This is a genomic window from Bacillus sp. EB106-08-02-XG196 (assembly GCF_013396335.1).
Taxonomy (GTDB): Bacteria; Bacillota; Bacilli; order Bacillales; family Cytobacillaceae; genus Neobacillus.
This window is the reverse complement of record NZ_JABWSY010000007.1, coordinates 1-21,286: the sequence shown is the minus strand read 5'-3', so window position 1 is coordinate 21,286 and position 21,286 is coordinate 1. Positions and strand designations below refer to the sequence as shown.

Annotated in this window: 25 protein-coding genes and 1 pseudogene; 21 read left to right on the top strand and 5 right to left on the bottom strand. The window is 35.7% G+C overall.

Going from position 1 to position 21,286, the window contains the following annotated elements:
* Positions 1-300: 300 nt before the first annotated feature.
* Both MLOOGBEN_RS12155 and MLOOGBEN_RS12150 read left to right on the top strand, forming a co-directional pair.
* A complete protein-coding gene (locus MLOOGBEN_RS12155) occupies positions 301-912 on the top strand; it encodes a hypothetical protein (protein ID WP_218781158.1) in 612 nt (203 codons plus the stop codon).
* A 93-nt stretch (positions 913-1,005) separates the two neighbouring features.
* Complete coding sequence (locus MLOOGBEN_RS12150; RefSeq protein ID WP_179158525.1) at positions 1,006-1,305, top strand: BC1872 family protein; 300 nt, start codon at positions 1,006-1,008, stop codon at positions 1,303-1,305.
* Between the two features lie 84 nt (positions 1,306-1,389).
* On the opposite strand, the gene MLOOGBEN_RS12145 is transcribed toward MLOOGBEN_RS12150, so the two are convergent.
* Positions 1,390-1,707: a hypothetical protein gene (locus tag MLOOGBEN_RS12145; protein WP_179158524.1), complete on the bottom strand. Its 318-nt coding sequence runs from the start codon at positions 1,705-1,707 to the stop codon at positions 1,390-1,392.
* Positions 1,708-1,884: 177 nt separating this feature from the next.
* Between MLOOGBEN_RS12145 and MLOOGBEN_RS12140 the strand changes: the two genes are divergently transcribed.
* From MLOOGBEN_RS12140 to MLOOGBEN_RS12125, 4 genes are all read left to right on the top strand, one after another.
* Complete coding sequence (locus tag MLOOGBEN_RS12140; protein ID WP_179158523.1) at positions 1,885-2,571, top strand: N-acetylmuramoyl-L-alanine amidase; 687 nt, start codon at positions 1,885-1,887, stop codon at positions 2,569-2,571.
* A gap of 62 nt (positions 2,572-2,633) precedes the next feature.
* Positions 2,634-3,029, top strand: coding sequence for a hypothetical protein (locus tag MLOOGBEN_RS12135; RefSeq protein WP_179158522.1), 396 nt, complete (start codon positions 2,634-2,636; stop codon positions 3,027-3,029).
* Between the two features lie 115 nt (positions 3,030-3,144).
* Positions 3,145-4,101, top strand: a complete 957-nt coding sequence (locus MLOOGBEN_RS12130) for an alpha/beta hydrolase (protein WP_179158521.1) — start codon at positions 3,145-3,147, stop codon at positions 4,099-4,101.
* Positions 4,102-4,243: 142 nt separating this feature from the next.
* Positions 4,244-4,435 (top strand): hypothetical protein, encoded by a 192-nt coding sequence (locus tag MLOOGBEN_RS12125; protein WP_179158520.1) that lies wholly within the window; start codon positions 4,244-4,246, stop codon positions 4,433-4,435.
* A 97-nt stretch (positions 4,436-4,532) separates the two neighbouring features.
* Here the strand turns inward: MLOOGBEN_RS12125 and MLOOGBEN_RS12120 are convergent, their stop codons facing one another.
* Positions 4,533-4,895 carry an aminotransferase class I/II-fold pyridoxal phosphate-dependent enzyme gene (locus MLOOGBEN_RS12120; RefSeq protein WP_483296390.1) on the bottom strand — a complete coding sequence of 121 codons (363 nt, stop codon included), beginning with the start codon at positions 4,893-4,895 and terminating at the stop codon, positions 4,533-4,535.
* Positions 4,896-5,010: 115 nt separating this feature from the next.
* Entirely contained in the window at positions 5,011-5,337 is a 327-nt protein-coding gene (locus tag MLOOGBEN_RS12115; protein WP_179158519.1) for a hypothetical protein, read from the bottom strand.
* 166 nt (positions 5,338-5,503) lie between these two features.
* Between MLOOGBEN_RS12115 and MLOOGBEN_RS12110 the strand changes: the two genes are divergently transcribed.
* From MLOOGBEN_RS12110 to MLOOGBEN_RS12070, 10 genes and pseudogenes are all read left to right on the top strand, one after another.
* Positions 5,504-5,863, top strand: coding sequence for a phosphatase PAP2 family protein (locus tag MLOOGBEN_RS12110; protein ID WP_179158776.1), 360 nt, complete (start codon positions 5,504-5,506; stop codon positions 5,861-5,863).
* Between the two features lie 133 nt (positions 5,864-5,996).
* Positions 5,997-6,566: a YitT family protein gene (locus MLOOGBEN_RS12105; RefSeq protein WP_179158518.1), complete on the top strand. Its 570-nt coding sequence runs from the start codon at positions 5,997-5,999 to the stop codon at positions 6,564-6,566.
* A 212-nt stretch (positions 6,567-6,778) separates the two neighbouring features.
* Positions 6,779-7,522: a hypothetical protein gene (locus MLOOGBEN_RS29210; RefSeq protein WP_256989065.1), complete on the top strand. Its 744-nt coding sequence runs from the start codon at positions 6,779-6,781 to the stop codon at positions 7,520-7,522.
* A 190-nt stretch (positions 7,523-7,712) separates the two neighbouring features.
* Positions 7,713-7,781, top strand: a pseudogene (locus MLOOGBEN_RS29795) (shikimate kinase); the annotation flags it as partial.
* Positions 7,782-7,882: 101 nt separating this feature from the next.
* Entirely contained in the window at positions 7,883-8,407 is a 525-nt protein-coding gene (locus MLOOGBEN_RS12095) for a GNAT family N-acetyltransferase (RefSeq protein ID WP_179158517.1), read from the top strand.
* A gap of 48 nt (positions 8,408-8,455) precedes the next feature.
* Positions 8,456-9,562 (top strand): D-TA family PLP-dependent enzyme, encoded by a 1,107-nt coding sequence (locus MLOOGBEN_RS12090; protein WP_179158516.1) that lies wholly within the window; start codon positions 8,456-8,458, stop codon positions 9,560-9,562.
* Between the two features lie 199 nt (positions 9,563-9,761).
* On the top strand, positions 9,762-10,856 hold the full coding sequence (locus MLOOGBEN_RS12085; protein WP_179158515.1) for an MBL fold metallo-hydrolase: 1,095 nt from the start codon (positions 9,762-9,764) through the stop codon (positions 10,854-10,856).
* A 59-nt stretch (positions 10,857-10,915) separates the two neighbouring features.
* Positions 10,916-11,365 (top strand): MarR family winged helix-turn-helix transcriptional regulator, encoded by a 450-nt coding sequence (locus MLOOGBEN_RS12080; protein WP_179158514.1) that lies wholly within the window; start codon positions 10,916-10,918, stop codon positions 11,363-11,365.
* 246 nt (positions 11,366-11,611) lie between these two features.
* On the top strand, positions 11,612-13,111 hold the full coding sequence (locus MLOOGBEN_RS12075) for a DHA2 family efflux MFS transporter permease subunit (RefSeq protein ID WP_179158513.1): 1,500 nt from the start codon (positions 11,612-11,614) through the stop codon (positions 13,109-13,111).
* 74 nt (positions 13,112-13,185) lie between these two features.
* A complete protein-coding gene (locus MLOOGBEN_RS12070; RefSeq protein WP_179158512.1) occupies positions 13,186-14,346 on the top strand; it encodes a DUF4317 domain-containing protein in 1,161 nt (386 codons plus the stop codon).
* Between the two features lie 60 nt (positions 14,347-14,406).
* Here the strand turns inward: MLOOGBEN_RS12070 and MLOOGBEN_RS12065 are convergent, their stop codons facing one another.
* Positions 14,407-15,315, bottom strand: a complete 909-nt coding sequence (locus MLOOGBEN_RS12065) for a helix-turn-helix domain-containing protein (RefSeq protein ID WP_179158511.1) — start codon at positions 15,313-15,315, stop codon at positions 14,407-14,409.
* Positions 15,316-15,506: 191 nt separating this feature from the next.
* Between MLOOGBEN_RS12065 and MLOOGBEN_RS12060 the strand changes: the two genes are divergently transcribed.
* Both MLOOGBEN_RS12060 and MLOOGBEN_RS12055 read left to right on the top strand, forming a co-directional pair.
* Entirely contained in the window at positions 15,507-17,633 is a 2,127-nt protein-coding gene (locus MLOOGBEN_RS12060) for a glycoside hydrolase family 3 protein (protein ID WP_179158510.1), read from the top strand.
* Positions 17,634-17,799: 166 nt separating this feature from the next.
* The gene (locus MLOOGBEN_RS12055) at positions 17,800-18,591 is read left to right on the top strand and encodes a DUF2935 domain-containing protein (protein WP_179158509.1); all 792 of its coding nucleotides are present in this window, start codon (positions 17,800-17,802) and stop codon (positions 18,589-18,591) included.
* Positions 18,592-18,669: 78 nt separating this feature from the next.
* Here MLOOGBEN_RS12055 and MLOOGBEN_RS12050 read toward each other — a convergent pair whose 3' ends face one another.
* Positions 18,670-19,137, bottom strand: a complete 468-nt coding sequence (locus MLOOGBEN_RS12050) for a GreA/GreB family elongation factor (protein ID WP_179158508.1) — start codon at positions 19,135-19,137, stop codon at positions 18,670-18,672.
* Positions 19,138-19,486: 349 nt separating this feature from the next.
* Here MLOOGBEN_RS12050 and MLOOGBEN_RS12045 point away from each other — a divergent pair, with 349 nt between their 5' ends.
* The 3 genes from MLOOGBEN_RS12045 to MLOOGBEN_RS12035 all read left to right on the top strand — a co-directional run bounded on the left by MLOOGBEN_RS12045 (position 19,487) and on the right by MLOOGBEN_RS12035 (position 21,168).
* Complete coding sequence (locus tag MLOOGBEN_RS12045) at positions 19,487-19,669, top strand: hypothetical protein (RefSeq protein WP_179158507.1); 183 nt, start codon at positions 19,487-19,489, stop codon at positions 19,667-19,669.
* Positions 19,670-19,800: 131 nt separating this feature from the next.
* Positions 19,801-20,409, top strand: a complete 609-nt coding sequence (gene yyaC, locus MLOOGBEN_RS12040; RefSeq protein WP_179158506.1) for a spore protease YyaC — start codon at positions 19,801-19,803, stop codon at positions 20,407-20,409.
* A 93-nt stretch (positions 20,410-20,502) separates the two neighbouring features.
* Entirely contained in the window at positions 20,503-21,168 is a 666-nt protein-coding gene (locus MLOOGBEN_RS12035; RefSeq protein ID WP_179158505.1) for a GntR family transcriptional regulator, read from the top strand.
* The last annotated feature ends 118 nt before the right edge of the window (positions 21,169-21,286 follow it).

Genomic DNA, 21,286 nt, shown 5'->3' with positions numbered 1-21,286 from the left:
GAATAAACAAGCATTGAAATACACGTAATAAGCGTGATATTATGTATCAATCAGTGTCTAGCGATAGAGTGGGTTTATAAATGCGTCTTTGTTAAACTGTTTTAATTATATGTATCTTATATTGCCGATTGATTTACTTAAAAATCAATCGGCTTTTTAGGTCCTACACTTAATCTATTTCAAATAATTCCTCTTAAAAGTTTAAGAATATCTTAAGGATTCTATAAAACATTTCTTAAGTTTCTGTATATATAGTATAAATAGAGAAGTTTTCTGGAGCATCTTTTAAGGAGGCTAATGATGATAGTACAAAAAGAGGTTTATATTCTTTTAACGGATACGGGTTCTTTATTAACAAAATTAATCAAGCTATATACGAAAAAACCATATAATCATGCTTCAATAGCCTTTGATTATCATTTATCAGAGGTATACAGCTTTGGGAGAAAAACAGCCCGAAATCCATTTATTGGAGGGTTTGTAAAGGAAGATGTTAGGGAAGGTTTATTTAAACAAGCAGACTGTGCTATTTATTCGATTACCGTAACAGAAAGTCAAATCCAAAAGTTGAATCACTACCTACAAGAAATTGAGACAAAAAAGAAACATTATCGTTATAACTTTTTAGGATTATTCGGTGTTATGTTTAATAAGCCAGTAAAAAGAAACAATGCTTTCTTCTGTTCTCAATTTGTTGCCTATTTACTTAAGGAATCTACTGTCATTCATTTTCAAAAGCCTATTTCACTAATAGCTCCACATGATTTGCAATGTGTTTCTACGTTTCAAATAGTTTATGAAGGAAAGCTAAAAGATTACCAAACTGAAATTAAAGCAGAAAAGCAATGTATTCCCGTTAAGGAAAAAGCTGTTTTTTCTCATAGATTGAAATGGCTTAGTTCTATTGTCTGAGCCATTTTATTTTGATTGTCACATCCTCATGATGCTTGTAACGTTTTGAAATGATAAAATATAATCATCTAGAGTAAAAGAGGTAATTGGCACATGAACAATACTGAGGTAATCGCACGTAGAATACTAGGTTGGAAACTAAATCGATGGGATAGATGGTATGATCCAGAAAAGGGTGTTTTCATATATGACTTTAGCCCAGAGGAAAACCTAGACCATGCACTGTTAATCGTTGAAAGATTAAAAAGTTTCGGATATACCTATACAGCAAAAGGGGAACATGAAGTTTGTTTTAATACAGTTTGTGAAAACGGTGATACGTTAGCAAAAGCCATCACGAATGCAGCATTCTCTCTCGCCGATAATAGCACGATTGCGGATGAATGGTTTTAAAAAGAGAATAGTATTATTTATACTGACAAATCGTCTCAAAAGCCCAATGACTCGAGTTGAATTTCGAGCATTGGGCTTTTGATATCATCCCTTTATTGCTTGATGCTTATATCCGCTGTTTGTTGAATAGACTTCATACCATTCGTATTTAGGAGCTTTAAACCATTCATATTTAGGTAAATACACTAAGTACCTGGTGTTGCCTTCAGCATCAAAGATGGATTTGAAAATAGTAACATTGCCAAATCCAAAGGTTCTATCCAAATAACCTTCCATTCCTTCTCTTATGATATTTTTCTTCTCTTCCATTTCCTTCTTATGTAACTCCATCACACCATCAATAAACATACTCAACAAGACCAAAGTAATTAGAATCAGAACAAAAATAAATATTTTTAACAAAAAACAACCTCCTGCCTATTTTTGATGTTTCACTTTAATTTTACATTCATAGAATCGCTGTAGGTGTGATAAAAATAACAGGTTTAATAAAAGATTTTCTCAGTCCCTGTCCTTTTTTGTATTTTATCTATATATAAAAGGTGGAAGAATAGGATTTGTAAAAGGGAGGATATTTATATGATAAAAATAACGCATGCCGCAGGACATGCACTTGTCACACCAGGGAAGCAGTCACCTGATGGATATAAAGAATGGCAGGTTACAAGTGAGATTGTGAAGCTTGTGATGTTGGAACTAGAAAATTATGAAAGAGTCATTCAAAAACGGATTGATGATTCAACTGGGAAAAGTGATATTCCGTTAAAAAAACGATGCGAACTAATAAATGGCTGGGGTGCAAATGTTCATATAGACTACCATCTCAATGCATACGGATCTGGATGGAACAATGCTGGTGGTACTGAAACGTATACGTACACAACAAAGCCAAAAGAGGCTGCGGCTCTTGCTGAAAAAATACAAACTAACCTAGTGAAAGAATTAGGATTTCGTAATCGTGGTATAAAAGCCGCGGATTTCCAAATGGTAAGAGAAACGAAAATGACGGCAATATTAATAGAATTCGCATTTATGACAAATCATAACGAAGCTATAAAAATGAGGACAGAAGAGTATCAGAAAAAAGCAGCGAAATCGGTAGTGGATGGACTTGTTGCCCAGTATGGACTGAAAAAGAAACCAGCAGTTTCATCTACAGTTGATGTGGTTTATCGCATACAAGTGGGGGCATTTTCAGATATCGATAACGCAAAAAGCTTAGTGGAAGAGTTGAAAGCAAAAGGATATCAAGCAATAATTGTATAACAAACACGTTTTCAGTCATAAATATATTTAACTTTACATCTCATATAAAGAGGTGTTTTTTTATGAGAAAAAAGCTTATTTGGTCTATTATTATATTGGTCCTGTTAGTTTCTTTCTATGAAGTGATGCTAAGAGGGAAAACTGTTACCTATATGGGTGAGGATGAGAATTGGCTTATAACGATAAATGCAAAAATAGAAGGACTTAATAGTAGTTATCGGATTGAAGTTAAGTATAAAGGGAGCGAAAAAATCGAGAATTTCAATTTTAACATTCATCCTCATTATGAAAGTGGATTACTATCATTAGATGAAAATGGATATTATATTTATGAATGTAAAAATGAGTGTACCTATTATGATAAGGAGTCTAAACTACTCTTATTTATTATTTGGAAGGAAAAGAATCATTCGGTGGAAAAACTGGATTTTATTGATTTAAAGAAGGTAAGAAATTAATAGGTAAAAAAGTCTTCTAGTAAGTTATAACTTTATATGGAACAGCATATTATTACTGTGCAAGCAATGATTATTCATAGTAAAATAGTTTTATGTATTAATAGGAGGTTTTTGAATGGATTTTATTAGTAGAGTTGCACCAGAATTAAAAGAAATACTTACTGTTTTCCCACCGCTAAATCTTCCCGAGGGATTGGAGGCAGCTAGACAAGCTCCCGCCATTCCAATCGAAAAACTTGAAAGCGTTAACATTTCAACGCGCACTATACCTGGTGGTGATGGCCAGGATATGAAGGTTAAGATTTATGAACCTGCATCGGTAAAGACGGAAAAACTTCCAGCACTGTTGTTCATCCATGGTGGTGGATACGTGTTAGGGGATGCGGATGGCTCTGATGGCGACTGCCAACTCTTTGCTGAGGAAGCACAGTGTGTTGTCGTATCCGTGGATTACCGCCTTGCTCCTGAGCATCCATTTCCGGCGCCACTAGAGGACTGTTATGCGGCTTTGGTATGGATGACAAATGCAGCGGATGATCTGAAGATTGATGGATCGCGTGTTGCCGTCGCGGGTCAAAGTGCAGGGGGTGGATTGACCGCCGCTCTAAGTCTGCTAGCTCGTGATCGCAAGGGGCCAGCCATCTCATTCCAAATGCCACTGTACCCGATGATAGATGACCGTAATGTGACACCTTCTAGCTATGAAATTACAGACGAACGTGCCATCTGGAATCGTGGCAACAATTTAGCAGGCTGGAGGATGTATTTAGGCGAACATGCAAACGGAGAAATTTCACCATATGCGGCACCTGCTCGTGCAAAAAATCTGTCTAACCTGCCGCCAACATTTACTTGTGTTGGTCAATTAGATCCGTTCCGTGATGAAACGATTGAATATGTGGCAAAATTAGCGCAAGCAGGAGTAGCTGTGGAATTCCATCTCTATCCTGGTGCTTACCATGGTTTTGAACTATTAAATCCCACTTCAGAAATAGGGAAACAAGCAAGAAATGAATATGTTCAAGCGTTAAAAAAAGCGTTACAGCCTCAACCTGAATCAGTAAGTATCTAAAAATAACTCATGCGTAATGGATTAGTTACTTCCATTACGCTTTTTTGTATACAGATAAATTTGTAGGAATTGGATGGTTAAGAATAGTTCCAGTTGCGGTATGATTATATAGTAAATAGAACAAAAATATACGAGGTGTATCATGGAGATATTATCTATTTTAGTCGTTTTAATCTTAATTGTTGCTGTGGTTTTAACCCTGGCGTTAACGGGGAAGCCTGATGATAACTATAGCGATTCCACAAAAAGGAATACAACCAATTTAACATTAATATATGTGGTGATTATTTTTATAGCATTAGTTTCCCTAGGAATCTACATTTGGATGAGTTAGACAATGTTTAAAAGGATCAGAATAAATCCTGATCCTTTTCATTTCTTGTAAACAGCTTTTAAAGCATCCGCAAACCTTCTTACTCCTTCTTTAATATCTACTTCTTTTTCCCGAGAAAAGGTAAAACGGACAAATCCTTTTTCTGAACCCATTGTTGATCCAGGTACATAAATGACTCCCCGTTTAATAGACTCTTCAAGTAATTGAATTTTTCTCCTGTAAAAGAGGTTAGACTGTAAGGATCATCCTCAACATCGGGAATTCCATATTCAGATGATAATTCAATAACCTTTTTGCGCCTTTCTTCAGACATTAATGTACCGGTTGGATTTTGAAAAATAGGGTTTAAAAAAATCATTCGGATTCTATGTTTTTTATACAATGCAGTTATATCATTGGGATTAATTCCATTTTGATCTGCCATTAAATCATATGTTTTGATTCCTGCTGATTTAAACACTGGTAGATTGTTGAAACCAATTCAAGAATTTATACGATGGAAGGGACTGAAGGGGGAGGACATAATATGGGTATCTGGGCGTTGTGGGAAGCGTAGTGTTTAAGAAGGTAAGCAACTAAAAGTGCTTACCAATTAAAACCTCATCTAGAGAAAGGACTCTATGCTTTAACTCATTATTCCAATCTAAAAATCCGATTACCATTTGATTAGCCTCTGTAATGGTCGCATATCGGAAATGCTCATTCCCATTTATCACAAAAGCTTTTTCCTGTATTGCCTCCATCTTCGCAAAGACACATTCTGTGTATTCAAGTGGTAGATATTCATCTATACCTTCTGCTGGTCTGCCAACCCATTTAAAAAGGAAATCTTTGATTGCAAATTGCTCAATCATCGATAATTTTTTCTTAAATGTCAGCTTATCTACGGTTATTGTATTCAACTTAATCACTCCTTAATTAGTAGGTAAAGTTTATACTTTCAATCTCCTAACATCAACTCTATTACAGTGACAGAATATTTACATTTTGATTGCAGGCATAGTCCAAGAAATTGATAGGTTTGAAATTTCCGTTGTGATATGTGGAAATATGGGTCATTTTTCATAAATAACTAAGAAACCTTTAAAAAGGGGGGATGATGTATGCGAGCAAAATACTAAATACCTTTGGGACGTGGCACGTCCAAACCAATATAGCAAAGACCTATCTCCTTTTTTGTCCACCCCTCGTTTTCCGTCCTATCCCTCTGCACACGCAACTGTGGCAGGTTGTGCAGAGGTTCTATTAAGTTATTTTTTTCCCGAAGAGGTATCTGAAATAAAGGGAAGAATGGAATTAAGCGCTCAATCTCGTCTATATGCAGGAGTCCATTTTAAAGTAGATAACGATGAAGGATTAGATTTAGGCAGGCAAATCGGAGAAATGGTTGTAAAAGTACTAAGAACGCAAAATGTAAAATTAAGGTAAAAAAGTCGATGCTTAAAGGATCATCGCTTTTTCATTGGGTCGTTGGAAGTAATCTCCCTAATCTTATATTTATCTATGCTTCTGAATTCCAAATTGGTTACATAATTATAGATTAAAAAGATAGGACAAGGTGATGTTTATTTTTCAGAAATTTATAGCCACTATTATTGGCAGTTTGCTATTAGGAATTGGAGTAAACGGGTTTCTTGTGCCTAATCATTTAATTGATGGTGGAATCCTAGGAATTGCACTAATCCTTCATTATTTCTATCATTTTCAGACAGGAATGACCATGATCGCTTTGAGTGCCCCAATCTGTGTATTGTCAATACTGAGTGAGAAAAGTTATTTTCTTAGCAGTTTGCAGGGATTGTTGGTCTCTTCTTTATTTATTGATTTACTCTCACCTCTTCGTCATCAATTTATCATTTCTAAGCTTGGTAGTGCGTTAATAGGAGGAGTCATCATTGGAACAGGAGTTGGTTTGATGCTGCGGTATAAGTCGAGTACAGGGGGAACGGACTTACTCGCAAAAATCATTTCTGGAAGGTTTTCTTTAAATTTAGCACTTGTCATTATACTAATCGATGGAATTATTGTTTTAGCAGGTTTTAGTATACTGAAAACGGACAGCTTCCTTTATTCTTGTGTCGCTATAACCACTGTTGGCATAACAACTTTTCTGATTGAAAAGAAATATTGAACCAGTGATAAGTCAAAAGGGAACGGCTAATATATATATAATTACTACAGTTCTTTAAATTACTGAAGTTATTCGTTGTGCCTATGGGTTAACGTCTAATCTTGGGACAAACGCGGTACATAGTATGAGATTGTGGTTATTCAAAGGTGTGAGATATTTCTATTTCCTTTGTAGGATGATAAAAAACAAACAGTGTGGGGGATTGTATCAAAATGAATGAGCCAAAACAATACCGTGATGATTTGTTGGAATGGTGTAAAATCGCTGAGTTAAATTGGGAGAGTATGAATCAAAGGAATCGAGAACTTTTTAATTACCAAAGTAAAAAGGATTGGGAAGACTCCTGCCGCCAATTAAAAGCCAAATTACTGGGAAGCATAAACGCGGACCTCGATGATTATGAAACAGCTAAAAATTTATATGAACAATTAGATTTGTTTTACCGTGAATCTAATGCGTATCAAGACGAGATAGAAATGGAAACTGACCATCGTTTGGACTGGGAAGAGCAAATACCTGAAGATTGTTTAGAAACAGATGCTCTTCAAGAGGAGAGTGAGCTTGAATCTGAACGAAATATCGTTATGGAGGAACGAGAACAATACCGAGAAGAATTGTTGGAATGGAGTCATAACCTTTATTCAAATTGGAACAGTATGAAACCAAAGTTATCTATCCTTGTTGACAATGAAAGCTTAGAGGAATTAGATAAACTGTGCCGTCAAATAACAGAGCAATTACAGGAAGATATAAAACCTTTATACCCTCATATGAAATCACATGTGTTAAATAGTATTGCTCCTTTTGTAAAATATGGATTGCATGAAGCAAAACATACGTCATTTGCACATGCATTACAGGAAGTAGCTGCAATAACCTATTTAATGGGTAATGGAATGGATCCGCAGACCGCATATGTAACTGTTGAATCTTGGGAAATTAATGAGATGTTTTAAAATTAAATGGTTCAAAGTGAACACCGTTTGTAAACAATATTAACATCAGGTGCAAATCCATTAGGGTAGCGCCTTTTTTTTATGTAAAAAAACAAATGGAAGTCATATATAATCAAAAAAAGAAGGAATTGTATTTTAGAGAGAGAATTTAATATCATTATAGTAATATTGAATTTTTTTAGGAGGAAATATGAAATTTGTTTTGATATTTGGTCCGCAGGCTGTTGGGAAAATGACGGTTGGTCAGGAATTAGCAAAAAAGAGGAATATTTAAAAATAAACAATACGTACATGAGTGCAGAAGAAGTGGCCAAAGTCATCAAAGATAAATTCAAATTATAACGATTAAGGGAGACCATCATGAACTTAAAATTTATCAAAGTAATAGAACCTAGCGAAACGCTCGTAGACGTTTTTAACCGCTGGGATAATGATGAGGTATTAATTCCGTTAACACGTCCCAATAAAAATAAGGCTGAATTGGAACGCAGGGATACCATGACCTTGGATGACTTAAAACAAAGATTAGATCACCATCACATATATTTGATTTACCTCGATGATCAATTAATCGGAGAAATGAACTATACAGTTGATCCAAAGTATCTCTTCAAAAAAGAAGGAGGTACAGCCTGGATTGGTATTACAATTGGAGAGCTTGAAGGCAGAGGAAAAGGGATTGGTTATCAAGCAATCCAATATTTAGAGGCGGAGATAAAAAAGCAGGGACTAAAGCGAATTGAGTTAGGAGTATTTGAATTTAATACTCAGGCTCAAAAGCTCTATAAGAAGTTAGGATATAAGGAAATCGGACGTATTGAAAATTTCACTTATTGGGCGGATAAAATGTGGTTTGATATCCGAATGGAGAAAGTATTTATTTAATAAATAGAAGAACCTAAAATCAAGGAAACAATAAAGGATGTATAAGTCATGACCAACTTTCAAACATTAGACAGTCCAACCTTGCTGCTAGACCATCAAAAGCTGTTAAAGAATATAAGTGATATTGCTAATTTTGCAAATGAACAGGGTGTATCTTATCGCCCTCATATTAAAACACACAAATCTGTGAAAATAGCCCAGTTGCAGGTAGCAGCAGGAGCAGTGGGAATAACAACGGCTAAAATTAGTGAAGCAGAAGTAATGGCTGCAGGCGGGATTAAGGATATATTAATTGCCTATCCGATTTCAAGTCCAGACAAAATTAATAGCTTAATAAAGCTATTACAAAAAGGAGTCCAACTGAAAGTATCCGTAGACAATCCTGAATCGTTATGTTATTTACAAAGAGGACTAGAACATACACCTTTTACATTAGAAGTATGGATCAAAGTAAATGCTGGACTCAATCGATGTGGAGTTGAACCTGGGAAAGATGCAGTTCTTTTAGCAAAGGCAATTATGCTTCATTCAAAGCTTAAACTAGGAGGGATTTTTACACATGCTGGACATTCGTATGCGGCCAAAACCTATGAGGAAATTGAAAACATAGGCCTGCAGGAAGGGCTGGCAGTGGTTGAAAGTGCAAAGGAATGTGAACAAGCTGGCATTCCGATACCAGTTCGCAGTGTTGGTTCTACACCAACATTCAAGATTGCAGGAAAGGTACCTGGCGTAACAGAAATCAGGCCAGGTAATGCAGCGTTTTTCGATGCCATTCAAGTAGGTCTTGGTGTGACAAACATAGAGAATTGTGCAGTAACTCTACTAGCATCCGTGGTGGGTGTCTATAAGGATCGGATTATTTTTGATACAGGCAGTAAGTCTTTATGTTTAGACAAGGGTGCACATGGTAATCAGACTGTTAGCGGGTTCGGCCAGATCATTGGACACCCTGAAGTAACCATTGACCGATTATCTGAAGAGCACGGTGTAGGAGTTTTCAAGGAAGAAACCAATTTAAGGTTAAATGATAAAGTACAAATCATTCCAAACCATGCCTGTCCTGTCGTCAATCAGTTTGAAGAGTATGTGGTTCATGAAAATGGACAGGTAATCGACGTATGGAAAGTCGACGCTAGAGGAATGGTTAAATAATTTTTTGCTGCGGTGGAAAAAAAGTAACTAATAACCTAACACTGTCCTTAAAACATGGACAGTGTTTATTTTTTTAATATAAACAAGAACTATTGATAAATTTGATAGATAAAACCTCGTTAGTTATGATGGGAGAGGATGCATCTGAAATTCATTAGGAAAAGAGATAAGTGTTCTTGAAGGGAGACCAACAATCATAATGGTATATCTACTTGTTATATTAGGAGTACTAGCATTTGGTATCATACTTTTTATTACATTACACCCGACGTTTGGGGGCAGCCCTAGTAAGCAGGATCGTGAACGTTATCGTTATTTCGACCATAATAAAAATGGGAGATTTGTCAATCAAAGTCCTACTGAAATGAAGATGGGTCTATCTACCATTCTTTCATTAATCAAAGATTCCTTAACAGGAAAAATGGATCGAAGTCCCAATACTCCTATTCCGATCTCTTTTGATTGGAACAAGATCCACAGTGATGAAGACAGCTTGACGTGGTTTGGACATTCAACGATGCTGCTTACATTAGACAAAATGAAAATCCTAATTGATCCGATGTTTGGACCGTCACCATCACCCGTCACGTTTGTTGGAAGCAAGCGTTATAGTGAAGATCTCATATATGTGATTGAGAAATTACCACATATCGATGTTGTGTTAATCACACATGACCATTATGATCATTTGGACTATCCATCCGTTATCAGGTTAAAAAATAAAGTGGGTCATTTCATTGTCCCGCTTGGTGTAGCTGCGCATTTAATGAAGTGGGGAGTAAAAGAAGACCGAATAAAGGAATGCAATTGGTGGGATGAAGTTAAATGGGATGGTTTAACGATTGCGTCCGTTCCATCTCAGCATTTTTCCGGCAGGGGATTGTTCAATCGAAATAGTACCTTATGGAACGGCTGGGTCATTCTTGGAGAAAATCAAAGAATTTATACAAGTGGAGATGGCGGCTACGGACCGCACTTTAAGCAAATCGGTGAAAAATACGGTCCTTTTGACCTCACTTTAATGGAAGGCGGCCAATATGATAAACGCTGGTCAGCAATCCATATGCAGCCAGAAGAATCCGTTCAGGCTCATCTTGATGTAAGAGGTATAAACTTGATGCTGATTCACTGGGGAGCTTTTACATTGGCGTATCATAACTGGACAGATCCAGTAGAACGTGCAATACGTGCGGCCGAAGAGAAAGAAGTAAATATAATAGCTCCAACTATAGGAGAAACCGTACTTCTAAATGGTATCCTGCTTGCTCCTAAAACCTGGTGGAAAACCCTCTAAGATGTCAACCAAATTGACATGTTATTTGGGATTTTGTATAGTAGTTGATGTAGAATAGGATGGGAGTGAAACATTTGATTTCAAACTCTGAATTACAAAATTTAGATCTGATTGATCTATTGAGTGAACGGCATAGTTTAGTCCGGAAAATTTCAGAAACATCATGGAATAATCAAAGTGAGATCCATATTTCAAATTCTGAATGGTATATCATGGCTAGGATTTATAAAAGAAAGCCGAACATATCGTACATTACAAAAAATGTAGAAATCTCTCGTCAGGCGATACATAAGTTTATCAATAAACTTTCGGAAAAAGGATTAGTACAAGTTGAAAATGTCGAAAACAATAAGAAAGAAAAGTGTATCCAATTAACAGCTTTAGGTGAGGAATGCTACGAAAAAAACGAGGCCCTGAAGGCTCAGCTTGAGAATAAAATTGCTGAAAAAATAGGTGCTGATCAAGTAAGTATTCTAAAAGAAATATTAAAGCTAGATTGGAATATTTAATAATGTGATAACCCACGCTTTGTGTAACAGAGCGTGGTTTTTTTTTACATATGCCATGTGAGGAATAGATAACCAAATCTCCAAGATTATACTTTTGTTCGCTCCTAATATAAAACGTCAACTAAGTTGATAATAACGTAAATATTATATTTTGTCAACTCGGTTGACATAGAAAGAAAAAATTTGATATATTTAGCAGGTTCGCAATTTCGTAGAGTTTTAAATTAAATAAAAGAGGAGATAGTTATGAGTACACAAATTCAAGTTAAAAATCCTAAAACAATGGCATTTATCTTAATGTTAGGTGCTTTTGCAGGATTGTTCGGTGAAACAGCGTTGAATATGGCATTATCAAATATTATGGAACAATTTGAAGTCGCCGCAACAACTGCACAGTGGCTGACAACAGGTTATTTATTGGTATTAGCAATTTTAGTGCCAGTCTCAGCACTATTAATGAAATGGTTTACGACAAGACAATTAGTTATCGGGGGACTTGTTATTTCGTTGTTAGGAGCAATTTTAGCAGCGTTAAATTTCAGTTTTGGTATTTTATTACTTGGTCGTGTCGTACAAGCAATCGGAACTGGTCTTTTATTACCTGTTATGTTGAGTGTGATGCTGCTGATTTTCCCAATTCAGAAACGTGGAGTGGTAATGGGGCTTATGGGTCTTGTTATTACATTAGCTCCAGCCTTAGGACCAACACTTTCGGGTGTTATTATTAGTACGTTGAGCTGGCCATATATTTTCTGGTTTAGTGCCATTGCTTATGTTTTGTTGATCTTGGTTGCTGTAGTTAAAATTGAGAATGTTTCGGAAATCACGAAACCTAAAATCGATGTTTCGTCTATTCTTTTATCAACAATCGGTTTTGGGGGATTAATTTTTGCCTTGAGTACAATGGCTGAAGTAGCTATTTCATCACCCAAAGTTTGGGTACCTTTCCTAGTAGGTATTATCGCACTAGTATCATTTGGAATTCGACAAAATCATATGGCTCAGCCTATGGTTAATTTACGTGTTTTTAAATATCCAATGTTCACATTAGGAACGTTGACGATGTTCCTTGGTATTTTGATTATTTTATCAACTGGTATTTTATTACCTATGTATTTAAAAGGAGCATTATTATTTAGTGCTGCGATGGCTGGTTTTTTATTACTTCCGGGTAATGCAGTCAACTTTATTTTGTCACCGATTGTAGGAGCATTATTCGATAAAGTCGGAGCACGCCGTTTTACTATTATTGGCTTTATCTTCGTCTTGATAGGAAATATTGTTTTTCTTACCACTATTTCAAGTCAAACACCGGCATGGCAAGTGGTTGTAGCGTTTATGATTTTATTCTTTGGTTTAACGATGGTCATGATGCCAGCCCAAACAAATGCAATGAATCAACTGCCACATGAGTTATATGCTGACGGATCAGCAGCTATGAATACGTTGAATCAAGTAGCTGGGGCAGCTGGTACAGCGATTGCAATCACTGTTTTTACTAGCGGACAAAACAGTTATGTAATGGATTTCCCTAATGCATCGCAGCCTGAAATTTTAGCGGCTGGAATTAAATATGCTTTCTACTTTATTACAGGGATCTCAATAGTTGGGTTAATAGGTTCTTTCTTTGTAAAAAAACCAAGTGCAGTAACAGAAAAATCTCCTGTTGCAGTAATAACAACAGAAACTGTAAACAGTTTGCCAATTTCAAAGAAATCTGATGCTATTTTAGAACAGTTGCACTGATTTTAAGTGTAGAAATTGTCAAGTATTCCTATTTTTCTTTTTGAACAGTATAATCAGGGATGGGAGTTGAGAAAATGAATGCAAAAGATATAGCTAATATCCGAAAGCAGTTTAAATTAAACAATGATCTAATGAAAATTCGAGAAATCTTAAATGTTTATGTTCAGAAAGAGTCAGGTGAGATTTACCACTCCGTCATTTCACCATTTGAAATGGTAGATCAGGAGTCACAAGAATTATTTTTAATGAATTTCAAAAAGGTTTTGACAGGGGCTCTCGATGCCAAGCTATTTGAGCTGAAATTTCATCGGGATGTAGAAGATAGTACCCAAATGATCCTCTTTGATGGATTGCAAAGTGATACAACCGATGATTGGATAGAAAATATGCAACAAATCGTTGGGAAAATGTTTGCGCATACGGTTTATGAATTTGATACCGTGGTGACATTTATCCGAGGTGAATATCGAAAAGCGACAAAAAAACGGGATCCAGAATCCGGAGAAGGCGGAGATGACGAGGTTTATTCCAACCAGTTTATCCTTTGCAGCCTTAATAAAACCGATCAGCCGAAAAAAGCGTTAGTTTTTGATTATATTGAAAGAGAATTTAGATCAAATAACGCCTTTGATCCGATTATTAATTTAGCACAGCCATTGTCAGGATTTTTGTTCCCTGCCTTTAATGACAATGCGGCAGATGTGAACCATATCCTTTATTGTGCAGGAAAAGCGAATCAACCAGATGAGACATTTATCGAACAGGTACTTAATTGCGAAGAAATCATTACCGCTTTGGAAGAAAAGGATAGCTTTGAATTAATTTTGAATAAAGTAATCGGAGATTCAGTAGATTCCCAGGTTATTTCTAACGTCTATGAGGAAATAGACAGGGTGGTCCAGGAGAATAAAGAAAATGAAGAAAGTGAAGCACCTATGTTGGATTCTCGGGATATCGAACGGATTTTAACAGTCAGCGGCGTTGAAAATGTAGATACTGCTAAAGTGGAACATGCATTTAAAGCGGTCGTAGATGATGAAAAACATGAGCTAAAAGCGAACAACTTAGTTCCTAAATCGATAAAAATTGAAACAAAGGTTGCAAATTTATCCCTTAGCCCGATGGATTTGAAACATGTAAAATATATTATGTTCCAAGGAAAACGGTGCTTACTGTTGGAAATCGAAGATGATGTGATCGTTGAAGGATTCAGATTAGAATCAGAAATACACTAATGCAGCGGGTCAGTCCCCCAGTGAATGACTGCGTAAACGCAATGGGGGATTGACGTATTCCTAATTTTTATATTCCTTTTGCAAATTCTTAGGAGAAAGATTGTATTCTTTCTTGAAGAGTCTGTAAAAACTTGAATAATCAGGAAAACCGCATTTTAAAGCAATTTTCTCTATTGGGATCTGCTTTTGTTTGATCATCGTTACCGCAAATGATAACCGTTTTAATGATACATACCGGTAAAAGGGCAGGTTCATGTGTTTTTTAAAATAATGAGAAAAATAGTATTTATTTAAATGAAAATAGCTCGATACCTTGTCTAAACTTAGATCTGGCTCTGTTAAATGTCCTTCAATGAAATCTAGTATCGACAGTAACCTTTCATTGTGCTCTTCCTTGTCACTAAGGTTTGGCAACCTGCTTGCAGGATTAAATATGACTTGAAGCACTTGAAATAATAGATATTGTAAGGTGAAGGAAACTTTTTCTTCACCATTTTTTATTCTATGAGTTATTTCATGGAGTAAAGATATGATATCTTGAAAATTCGGTTCATTCAGATGTAGCACATAAGAACCTTGGGTCTTTTGAAAAACAATATTCTCATTCATAGCTGGTGAAACTGTTTCAAAATCTGCCATTAACCGATTACTAATGTTTATGATGATACGTTCATAGTGATCGATATTCTTAACGATTGCTTGATGAACCGCATTAGGAGGCACCACTACTATATCTCCTCTCCTAAGGGTGTAGGTCTTTCCTTCACAAAAAAAGTCACAATCTCCTCCTAAAAATACCAGAATCTCCAAACAATCGTGAGTGTGTAAGCGAAATAAAGGATCCAATTGATAAAATCTTTCTGCGGATTCGTTATATTTTTTGAGTAAATCATAGGATTGATTTTTTTGACTAAAGTTATAAATTTCAAAAGCCTGATTGACTACTGGGATATGTATCGACTGCTTCATTTAGGTCGCCCTCTCTAATAGCAACAATTACAATGTTTTTAGCAATAAATGATATTTATTTATCATTTTTTGTTGTTATTATAACATTGTTAAGGTAATTGATATAATGATAATTCCAAAATTGAGCACCCTATTAAAAGGGTATTTTTTGTTGAATCAATAGTCATGGATCCATTTTAGGAGGCGTTAATGTGGAAAAGAACCACAAACAACCTGAATTAGAAGTCAGGGTCAAAAAAATCATTGAAGTTGATGGGTTAAAATTTAAGGATTTGAATAATAGTGGGAAATTAGAACCTTATAAAGATTGGCGTTTAAGTCCGAAAGAACGGGCGGAGAACCTGGTCTCATTGATGAATATTGATGAAAAGATCGGTATGATGCTGATTAATACTCGTAAAATGGGTTTATCTCAAGAAGATAAGAGTAAGACAAGTCATGATGGTGTGCTTGATGAGGCAATCGTTGAAAAAGGTGAAAATATCTTTGCCGTTTCCAAAATATATGGAACGACACATACGATTGAAAATATGCATTTACGTCACTTTATTCATAGAGACAATCATAGTCCAGCACAAATGGCAGAATGGATTAATAAAATGAATGAAGTTGCTGAGGGAACTCGTCTTGGTATTCCTTGCTTAATCACATCCAATTCACGAAATGAAAATGGTGAATCCATCTTTGGTATGAATGATGCAGTTGGGATTTTTTCAACATGGCCAGGAACGTTAGGGCTTGCTGCTGCAGCGAAAGGTGATATCAAAAATGGCGGGGATGCATCTCTTATTAGCGAATTTGCTCAAATTGCACACGATGAGTGGGATGCCGTTGGAATTAGAAAAGGTTACATGTATATGGCCGATACTGCTACAGATCCAAGATGGCAGCGGACATATGGTACATTTGGGGAAGATCCCGAGTTTATATCAGATGCAATTGGCCGTATCATAGACGGATTCCAAGGAAAAGAATTAGGGAAACACAGTATTGCCATGACAACGAAGCATTTCCCTGGCGGTGGTGCAAGGGAAAATGGATTTGACCCTCACTATGCTGAAGGAAAGTGGAATCTGTACCCAACTCCAGGAAGTTTAGATAAATATCATTTACCGCCATTTAGAGCAGCGGTCGAACATGGAACTTCCTCCATAATGCCATATTATTCAATACCAAGTATAAGTAAGAGTGTGGTACAAGAATTCGAAGCTGAAGACATTCCATTCGAAGAGGTCGGCTTTACGTTTAATCATTATTTCTTACAACGTATTCTTCGAGAAGGACTAGGGTTTAAAGGCTATATCAATAGTGATAGTGGCATCACAAATAAAATGAGCTGGGGCGTTGAAGATAAGAGTGAAGCGGAGCGTTTTGCAAAAGCAATCAATGCCGGAACAGATCTTGTTGCAGATACCAATGATATTGAAAACCTGAAAATTGCAATTGAAAAAGGTTGGATTAGTGAAAAGCGTATTAATGAAGCGAATGTACGACTACTTACTGAAATGTTTATATTAGGAATATTTGATGATCGTACTTATGTATATCCTGACCAAGCCACTGAAGTTGTTAGTAATCCAAAGCACTGGGAAGCAGCTTATGCAGCGCATAAAAAATCTGTAACCGTTCTTAAAAATTCAAATGAGACATTGCCTTTAAGTGCTGAAAAGCTGAATAATAAGAAGGTTTATGTAGAAGTTTTCCATAAGGATCAAAAACTTGCAGCTACTTATACAGAACAAGCAAGGAAAGAATGTCAAGAACTTGGAACCTTTACTTTAACGGAGAACCATGATGAAGCAGATGTAGCTATATTATTCTTGCAGCCAAAATCCGGATCCTATTTCAATGCAACACCTGGACTTTTAGAACTTGAATTATGCGAGGATAAAACCATTAAAGCTTTAGATGGTAGTGAGTATCAAGAAACAACTTTGAGTGGAATCGAACATCTAAAAGAAGTGTGTGATAGCCTTCATAATAGTGGCGGTAAAGTGGTGATTAGTGTGAATGTTACATTGCCATGGATTGTTGGAAATGCAGAACCGTTAGCAGATGCATTAATTGCGGGTTATGATACCTTCTTTAAGCCACAATTTGAGGTTATCGCTGGCCAATTCAAACCAGTGGGCGTATTACCACTATCATTGCCAGCAAGTGAAGAGGTCATTGCTGTCGATGAAAATGGTGATTGTGTGTCGCCAAATGATGTACCTGGCTATGACAAGGACAAATTTATGCCTGAAGGACTTTCCTATGCTTATAAAGACAGTGATGGTAATGTTTATAAACTTGGTCATGGCTTAACATATAAATAATATTAATGGAAAAAATCTAGCTAGGGTTTCTTGCCTTAGCTTTTTTATTTGCCAGATTGATTAGGGATAAACATAAGGAAAATTTTACCGTTGGGATCTTAGGGAATAAGGACTAACATTCATTTCATATATATGGGAAGGAAGTGTATTTAAGAGGAGGGACAAAATGGCAGCAAATCCGATTGTTGCTAGATCATTAGACGAAATCAAATTTTGGTCTAGGATTATGAAGGAACATTCTTTATTTTTAAGTCTTGGATTTACCTATGAACAGAAGCAATTAATTGAAGAAGCCCAGCAATTTATGGCCTTATTCGAAAGAATTGAGGAGAAGCTCTCTAGATTTACGGTCAATTCGGATTTACGTCAAGTTCAAGCTTTTAATACCGAGGTTTATCAAGCCGCGGCATCAATTTACGGCTATAAAAGGAAGATATTAGATTTAACACTTCGCTGTCAAATCAGGCATAACAATTTTCCTTTATTAATTGACCATATTAGCAGAGAAGCGGCATATTTTGCGAATCGGTTAAAAGAATTAAATGAAGGTATATTAGCCCCGACACCTGATTCAATTATTGAAGAAAATGTATTTTTCTTAAAGATTATGGCAGACCATGCAAAGTTTATCGGGCACCTTTTAGATCCTTCTGAAAGAAAGTTAGTGGAGCAGGCGAGAGAGTTTAGTAATGATTTTGATAAATTGTTGTTCCAAGCAGTTGATTTAGATTATATGCGGCCACAATCTGAAACCCAACCATTACTGAGTCAATTTTTAAACCAAAATAAAGTATCTGTTGCTTCATTAAGGGATTTCAAGAAAACAGCAAGAGACTTAATAGAAGAATGTCGGATTAAGAGCAACATTCACCCGCTCTTAGCTGACCATACATTTAGGGAAGCTTCGAGATTCCTAGAAATCATTGATATGTTTGAGGCTAGTCTGACTAAAGCTTAACAAACGATAAAAACAAACCTTCCCCTAGCACAGGTGGAAGGTTTGTGTTTTTAGTGATTTGGAAGCGCTTTCGATTTTTTAAGCCTCTTTGGTTCGTATTTCTTGATCTAAAAGGTGGCCAACAAACGAAATTTCTTGAATCGTTACTGAAAGTTCTCCGGTTGGAATTTTTAACGAAATCTTTTCACCAATGTTTTTAAAAAGAAGCTGTCTGCCCACTGGAGATAAGAAGGAAATATAACCAGTATCCGGATCCGATTGTTCTGGGTAACAAATGACATAATCCTCTGCTTCGTTATCCTCGTTATACAGTACCGTAACCTTTGTCCCAATTAATACCTTAGGGAAAAATGAAATATGATTATTTTTTTGATGTACTTTTAATAAGTCCTCAACTTCTAATACATATAAATTAAAAAAGTGTTTTAAACGGTCAGGTATAGGGGTGGATGAGAGGTAAAGGTTCGTTAGCTCCTTGATGTTTTCATCAATATAAACTAACTGTTGAATGAAGTAGTCTCTACCTTGATATGCACTATGGTTCATAGTAGATAACCCCCAAGCTAGGATTTAACCTTTTGCAAAACTTCATTAAATTTTTCATTATAAAATCCTCCTAAATAAAAAAATGAAACCTTCCAAAAAAGAAAGCAGATAGGCCAACAGTAATATTGGCACAGCTGTTTCTGTACAATAGAGAGGACTATAGCCCCTTTACTGAATGGAAGATATTAGTATTATTTTAACATATATTCATGGAAATATCATGAATACCAATCATTTGTTACTTGGTATTTACATCAAAGGATATCAAACGAGAAATACAGCCTCTATCCCTTGTATGATTCAACGACAGATTGTAAAATAACTACAATCAAACTGATTGAGGTATTTAATGAAAAGATACAAATTAATTAAAAACTACAGAGGTATTCACAAGAAAGGCACTATTTTCTTTCTTATAGCAGAATCAGAGTTTATCGGTGTTAAAGAATTTGTATTACAAACCATGAAATTAGACGGGAAAATCATTCTTTCTGAAAAAGAACTGAAAAATTACTTTAGGCAATTATATTAATTAATCCAGAAAATAAATTATTCTTTAGTAAAAAATATATTTTTCATATGAAATATTTTTATTTTTCAGCTAAAATTACCTTAGAATGTATTTATCGACACTCTATCCTAAAATTTAGGAGTTGGATGTAGATGTGGTCATATATTTTCAAAAGGAAAAATAAAGACAGGATAGAAAGTTCGAATATTATGTCCCTACGAAAAGCTACGAAAGAAGCTGAAATTGAAAAAATTTCCAATACTCTTAAGGAAGTACTTTGCCAAACTTCTAAGGAAATAGTCTTTTTATGTGTTGGAACAGATCGGTCCACAGGCGATTCACTCGGTCCAATGGTGGGCACAATGCTGAAGGAAAAGAATATTCCTTTTCCAGTTTATGGAACACTAGAACAGCCCGTTCATGCACTAAATATAAAGAAAATTATCAAGGATATCCATAAAACATATGATGAACCTTTTATTTTTGGCATTGACGCTTGTTTGGGGGATGAAGGGAAAATAGGTTCCGTTTTTATTAAAGAGGGAGCCTTTATCCCTGGAAACGCAGTAAATAACGTATTACCAAGTGTGGGTAATTATCATTTGAAGGCAATCGTCAATTATCTAGACCCACTCTCACCGGTACAATCTTTAAATAGCACTCGTTTGTATACCGTTAAGATTCTTGCAGAAATAGTAACGGAGATTATCATCAAGGCTGCATTTGATGGTAAGAACCTTCAAAATGACCGAGTAACGTAAAGAAGTGTATCTGAAATTCTTCCTGCTAGGGAAAAATTCCAAGAAAATGTTATAATTGGTATAAAGAATACCGAGTAGGAAGAGGGAGTCAAAATGGTAAGTAACTGGACGGAGGATAATTTAATCTCGATTCGAGAGAGGGTTTATATCCACATTAAAGATCTTATTTTAGAAGGAGAGTTCAAAGCAGGCGATCGATTGGTGGAAAGAGAGCTGGCAGAAAGACTGAATATTAGTCGGACTCCTATTCGTGAAGCATTATTTCGTTTAGAATCACAAGGGTTTGTGAAAACCGTACCTAGAAAAGGTGTAATTGTTGCAGATATCTCTGAGAAAGAAATCATTGAGGTATTTACAATTCTTGCATCCCTTGAAGTCTTGGCAGCAAAATTAGCTGTTCAGAAGTTAGATGACGTATCAAAAAGTAAATTCAATGAATGTATTAAAAAAGTGGAAGCCGCCTTGCAGGATAAGAGAGAATCGGATTACGCAGATATCCACTTTGAAATAAATCATTTATTATATAGTTCTGCTAAGAACACTAAATTATTTGAGATTCTAAGTGGATTGTCGGATTATATAAAAGCATTTGCAAAGCTTGGCCATAAAAAAACCGGAAGAGCAGAACAGGCAATGGAAGAGCATATTAAAATTATGGAAGCCATTGTGAATCAAGAAACAGAAATGGCAGAATTTCTTACAAAAATTCATATTGAAAATGCTAGAAAGGCGTACATTGAATCTGTTAAAAAGGGATAAGAAACTAAACAAATAAAGAAAGAGCTAATTCTAGCTCTTTCCAGGCTGTCGAGAAACTCTCGACAGCCTTTTATTTTTTCATAAACTTTAATGATTCACCGCGTTAATTTGATATAAT

What these genes read in the sequence shown, in the direction of transcription:
- MLOOGBEN_RS12065 (WP_179158511.1), bottom strand. Translation starts at nt 15,315, where the DNA reads ATGAAGCAGTCGATACATATCCCAGTAGTCAATCAGGCTTTTGAAATT.
- MLOOGBEN_RS12105 (WP_179158518.1), top strand. Translation starts at nt 5,997, where the DNA reads ATGTTTATTTTTCAGAAATTTATAGCCACTATTATTGGCAGTTTGCTA.
- MLOOGBEN_RS12135 (WP_179158522.1), top strand. Translation starts at nt 2,634, where the DNA reads ATGAGAAAAAAGCTTATTTGGTCTATTATTATATTGGTCCTGTTAGTT.
- MLOOGBEN_RS12070 (WP_179158512.1), top strand. Translation starts at nt 13,186, where the DNA reads ATGAATGCAAAAGATATAGCTAATATCCGAAAGCAGTTTAAATTAAAC.
- MLOOGBEN_RS12130 (WP_179158521.1), top strand. Translation starts at nt 3,145, where the DNA reads ATGGATTTTATTAGTAGAGTTGCACCAGAATTAAAAGAAATACTTACT.
- yyaC (WP_179158506.1), top strand. Translation starts at nt 19,801, where the DNA reads ATGTGGTCATATATTTTCAAAAGGAAAAATAAAGACAGGATAGAAAGT.
- MLOOGBEN_RS12150 (WP_179158525.1), top strand. Translation starts at nt 1,006, where the DNA reads ATGAACAATACTGAGGTAATCGCACGTAGAATACTAGGTTGGAAACTA.
- MLOOGBEN_RS12140 (WP_179158523.1), top strand. Translation starts at nt 1,885, where the DNA reads ATGATAAAAATAACGCATGCCGCAGGACATGCACTTGTCACACCAGGG.
- MLOOGBEN_RS12035 (WP_179158505.1), top strand. Translation starts at nt 20,503, where the DNA reads ATGGTAAGTAACTGGACGGAGGATAATTTAATCTCGATTCGAGAGAGG.
- MLOOGBEN_RS12055 (WP_179158509.1), top strand. Translation starts at nt 17,800, where the DNA reads ATGGCAGCAAATCCGATTGTTGCTAGATCATTAGACGAAATCAAATTT.
- MLOOGBEN_RS12125 (WP_179158520.1), top strand. Translation starts at nt 4,244, where the DNA reads ATGGAGATATTATCTATTTTAGTCGTTTTAATCTTAATTGTTGCTGTG.
- MLOOGBEN_RS12155 (WP_218781158.1), top strand. Translation starts at nt 301, where the DNA reads ATGATAGTACAAAAAGAGGTTTATATTCTTTTAACGGATACGGGTTCT.
- MLOOGBEN_RS12095 (WP_179158517.1), top strand. Translation starts at nt 7,883, where the DNA reads ATGAACTTAAAATTTATCAAAGTAATAGAACCTAGCGAAACGCTCGTA.
- MLOOGBEN_RS29210 (WP_256989065.1), top strand. Translation starts at nt 6,779, where the DNA reads ATGAATGAGCCAAAACAATACCGTGATGATTTGTTGGAATGGTGTAAA.
- MLOOGBEN_RS12090 (WP_179158516.1), top strand. Translation starts at nt 8,456, where the DNA reads ATGACCAACTTTCAAACATTAGACAGTCCAACCTTGCTGCTAGACCAT.
- MLOOGBEN_RS12075 (WP_179158513.1), top strand. Translation starts at nt 11,612, where the DNA reads ATGAGTACACAAATTCAAGTTAAAAATCCTAAAACAATGGCATTTATC.
- MLOOGBEN_RS12085 (WP_179158515.1), top strand. Translation starts at nt 9,762, where the DNA reads ATGGTATATCTACTTGTTATATTAGGAGTACTAGCATTTGGTATCATA.
- MLOOGBEN_RS12050 (WP_179158508.1), bottom strand. Translation starts at nt 19,137, where the DNA reads ATGAACCATAGTGCATATCAAGGTAGAGACTACTTCATTCAACAGTTA.
- MLOOGBEN_RS12080 (WP_179158514.1), top strand. Translation starts at nt 10,916, where the DNA reads ATGGGAGTGAAACATTTGATTTCAAACTCTGAATTACAAAATTTAGAT.
- MLOOGBEN_RS12045 (WP_179158507.1), top strand. Translation starts at nt 19,487, where the DNA reads ATGAAAAGATACAAATTAATTAAAAACTACAGAGGTATTCACAAGAAA.